The organism is Ruminococcus turbiniformis, from assembly GCF_020687545.1.
In the GTDB taxonomy this organism is placed as follows: domain Bacteria; phylum Bacillota; class Clostridia; order Lachnospirales; family Lachnospiraceae; genus Mediterraneibacter; species Mediterraneibacter turbiniformis.
Genome location: NZ_JAJEQX010000072.1, coordinates 1 through 2,643 on the forward strand (window position 1 = coordinate 1; position 2,643 = coordinate 2,643).

Annotated in this window: 2 protein-coding genes; both read right to left on the bottom strand. The window is 47.7% G+C overall.

The features are described 5' to 3' along the window. Positions 1–141 precede the first annotated feature (141 nt). Complete coding sequence (locus LKD70_RS18275; protein WP_227709286.1) at positions 142–882, bottom strand: ATP-binding protein; 741 nt, start codon at positions 880–882, stop codon at positions 142–144. Continuing rightward, complete coding sequence (gene istA / locus LKD70_RS18280; protein WP_227709287.1) at positions 872–2,485, bottom strand: IS21 family transposase; 1,614 nt, start codon at positions 2,483–2,485, stop codon at positions 872–874. The genes LKD70_RS18275 and istA overlap by 11 nt, the downstream gene beginning before the upstream one ends. Positions 2,486–2,643 lie beyond the last annotated feature (158 nt).

A 2,643-nucleotide genomic window follows, 5' to 3' on the forward strand; every position in this document is an offset into this window, starting at 1 on the left:
TGCAAACAGCCACTTTCCGCGGCCAGCAGGGCCGCATTTCCCGGCCAGTCAGGGCCATATTAAACGGCCAGCCTGAGATATCAGCAGGGCAGAGGGTACTCCGCCCTACTGATCAGTATTGATCGTTGTTCCAGAAGAAAGCTATGCTTTCTCAATCAGTACAGTAAATCCTGTAGTCAGTCTGCGCCGGATTCCGTCAAGCTTACCGTAGCATTCCTTCTCGTCACTCAGCTGGTTTCCCCACTCATCTGGAGAATACTGACAGCTGAAGAGTGTGGAGGTGCCAAGGTCATCCCGAAGTTTTATGAGATGATACAGGATCTTGATCCCTTCTTCTGAATACCTGCTTATAGCAAAATCATCAATGAACAGCAGTTGGATCCGTGCATAGTACCTGATTCTCTTGCGGTACTTGTTCAGGTCTTCCTGGCGGTTGAGGACGATCAGTTCGTCCAGCAGGTCACTATAGTCTACGAACTTACAACGGTAATTACGTCTGCAAGCTTCTACACAACAGGCAGAAAGAAAGTAGGACTTGCCTGCACCGGTCACTCCATAGATCCCGACGTTCTGCCGGTTTTCAGCGAAATGAAATTTCAGGATCTGCTCAACGGTGGCATCATTATAGATGCGTCCGTTTCCAGTTTTCAGATTCTCGGCCATAGCGCCTTTGTTGATCAGGCTGCTGAGCCGCAGATTTGTTTCAAACCGATTGTTGAGGGTTTCTATGTACTGAGGTTCCAAAACTTCACGAACGAACTGCAAAGCAGTATAACTGCCGAGTTCCGGACTTTTAGACAGTTCCATAAAGCGTTGAGCAGCCACTGGAAGCGAAAGTGTGTCCAACATTTCATAGATATCAGTAGTAGGATCATTCTTCATTACCGGCCTCCGTTTCCTGACGTCTCAGCAGATTCCTAAGGGAATACTTGCTGTCATCATCTTTGTAAGTGCCGGATATGGCTGTTGCATCATATTCTTTGTGCGTGTCCTGTGGTGCAGGACTTTGCAATGGCTCCTTGTGATAGGCAGAGACCGTATTGCAGATATAAGAGTAGTTGCATTTACCTGCCAGAACAGCGTCTTTACAGCAACGTTCCAGAGCTTCAGGCGAGTACTTTTCTGCATAACGAAGGATGCCAAAACAACTTCGGAACGACTGCACTGGATAAGCGTATTTTTGGATCACTGCATCAATCAAAGCACGAGTGCTGGGGCCGATAGCTGATGCTTTCTGCTGGAAATAAGGTACCGTCCAATAGCCATAGTCTTTGTATTCAGCGGGCATATCTGAGGGGATGATCACCCAGTCTTTCGGCGTGTAGCTCCGCTTATGCGTCCGGATGAGATCGCCGTGTTTGTTATAGACATAGATTTCTTTTTCGCCTGCCCGGATTTCAAGTTCCTGTCGCAGATATTTCCGTGGCATGCTATAATGGACCTTGTCGAAGGTGAAGGAGAAATCTTGTGCTACTTTAACAGTCTTTCGTTCAAGGTATTCGAAGCGGCTGGGTGGAAGAGGCAGAAGGGTCTCCTTTTCTTCTGTTATAAAGAGGTCGTACCGGGAATAAGTGAGCCCTTCAAAGGGCTTTCGGTTCTCAGCATCCACCTTTTCCATCAGGACGCGGTTTAAATCATCCAGGGAATAAAAGATCATATCCTCCATGTCCACCAGGATGTGCATGGTAATAATCTTTACGTGGCCTTCCACGACTGGTTTCCAGCGGGGCGATTTCACTTTGGCAGGGGTTAAAACTGTATTATTGTGTTCTGCCCATGCCTGAAAATCTTTATTCAGGACAGGGCTGATCCAGTCCTTGTTCCGGGCAACCGCCACCTTGCAGTTATCCGGGGTAATCGTTGGAGTCACGCCGCCAAAATAGGCCAGCGCGTTATTGTTGACCCGGATCCAGTTCCTGATATCGCATTCCGTCATGCCTTCAGCATAAAAGTAATCACTGTAAGTGAGGGCAGCGATAAAGATGGTGACCTTTGTGGTCTCTTCCGGATTCCGACGGTTATGCAGGTAAAGCTGCTTTCCTGCATAGTCAAGTTCGAGATTGACGCCCGGATAACGTTGAATGTGAAAGGTCAGCTGTTTGGAATCAGCCCATTCACTGTAACGTCTGCAGTACTGGCGATAGCTCATTGGCTTCTTTCCGTCTACGACACCTATAGCATTGTATTTCTGCCACAGATGCTTCAGGGTCTCTCCTTTGCGGGCCAGAGCCTTATAGACAGCTTCCTTGTTAAAATCCCGGTAGAGAAGCTGGTTCGCTGATACACCAGGCTTTTTATAAAGAATGCTTTCAATGTATTCGTTCGTGACATCTGCCGGTAAAGGATACGAGAGCTCTGGGTTCTCTCTGAAGCGTTTCAGAAACTCGTTGACAGTTGTTTTGCTGCAGTCGCCGCAGCTCTCAGCAATCTCGCGGCCGCTGAGATGATTCACAAAGTGAAGTCTCAATACTCTTTTGTAGTCCATAATTGAACCTCCAGTTATGATATTTCCCCCTGAACAGGAGATGATTATATTATAACTGGGAATTTTGGCCGTTTAATGTGTCCTTGGATGGCCGCCATTTAAGTCACAGAGTGGCCGCCGAATATGGCACAGGTGGCCGTTTTGGCTGGCAATCTGCA

Bases quoted from the DNA above. Each gene is read 5' to 3' on its own strand.
- istA (WP_227709287.1), bottom strand. From the start codon at position 2,485: ATGGACTACAAAAGAGTATTGAGACTTCACTTTGTGAATCATCTCAGC.
- LKD70_RS18275 (WP_227709286.1), bottom strand. From the start codon at position 882: ATGAAGAATGATCCTACTACTGATATCTATGAAATGTTGGACACACTT.